The 901-nt window shown below is 50.8% G+C and carries 2 protein-coding genes; both read left to right on the top strand.

Annotated elements, in window-relative coordinates; genetic code table 11:
• A partial coding sequence (locus tag Q1A70_RS20145) for a TrbI/VirB10 family protein (protein ID WP_299697642.1) occupies positions 1-534 on the top strand: 534 nt, incomplete at its 5' end.
• Positions 535-617: 83 nt separating this feature from the next.
• Positions 618-901: hypothetical protein (locus Q1A70_RS20140; protein WP_299695843.1), on the top strand; the 284-nt coding region annotated here is incomplete at its 3' end.

Below are 901 nucleotides of genomic sequence, written 5' to 3'. Positions count from 1 at the left end.
AGTGCGATCAACTCCGATACGCCCAATAACCTTGTCGCGCAAGTCAGCCAAAACGTGTACGACAGTGCGACAGGGGGCGCTATTTTGATACCGCAAGGGACGCAGCTTTACGGCACATACGACAGTCGAGTCGCTTACGGTCAGCGCCGCCTGCCCGTTACGTGGTCACGGGTTAATTTTCCTGACGGCACGAAATTGGATTTAGGTGGTATGAGTAGCATGGATACGACAGGACAAGGTGGTTTGACGGGTAAGGTCAACAACCATTTTTGGAAGTTGTTCGGTCAAGCTACCTTGCTGGGTGGTATCTCTGGGTTGGCACAAGCGGGGGTGAGCAGTGGCAGTGATAGCAATGGCCGCACCTCTTCAGAAGCGGTAGCTGATGGCGTCACACAGCAATACGCGCAAGCGGGCAGCGAACTCATCCAAAAAAACATGAACGTCCAACCGACGATTGAAATCGACAATGCGACGGCTTTTTTCATCATGGTGAGCCAAGACATTATTTTGCCGCCTTATCAGCCCGTTCGTTAATCCTCCACATCGACTCGATGACGACTTCATGACAGTCACTCTATTTCAACTTTATTTTCATCTACCGCAGTAAAGGAACGTGAATGAAACCGCTTATCTTATTGTTCAGTGGGTTGGCCTGCGCCCCGTGCTGGTCAGCACCATCAGGGCACCTCGACGAAGGCACCTTGATTATTTCAGGGGTGGATATGCCTATTAAGGCCGCCCCAAAAACCCCTTTGGTGAGTCCACCGAAACCCCAAACCGCTATCCATACCCCTCAACCTGAGACGATAGTGAAGCACTCAGACGTATCGGCAGAAGAAGAGCTTTTGGCAGATATTTTGGATGAAAACTTGGGCGTAAAACCCATTACTCACTCGATTCG

The organism is uncultured Vibrio sp., from assembly GCF_947488985.1.
Lineage (GTDB): Bacteria > Pseudomonadota > Gammaproteobacteria > Enterobacterales > Vibrionaceae > Vibrio.
The sequence above is the reverse complement of the archived record's forward strand: the minus strand, read 5'-3'. Positions and strand labels throughout refer to the sequence as shown.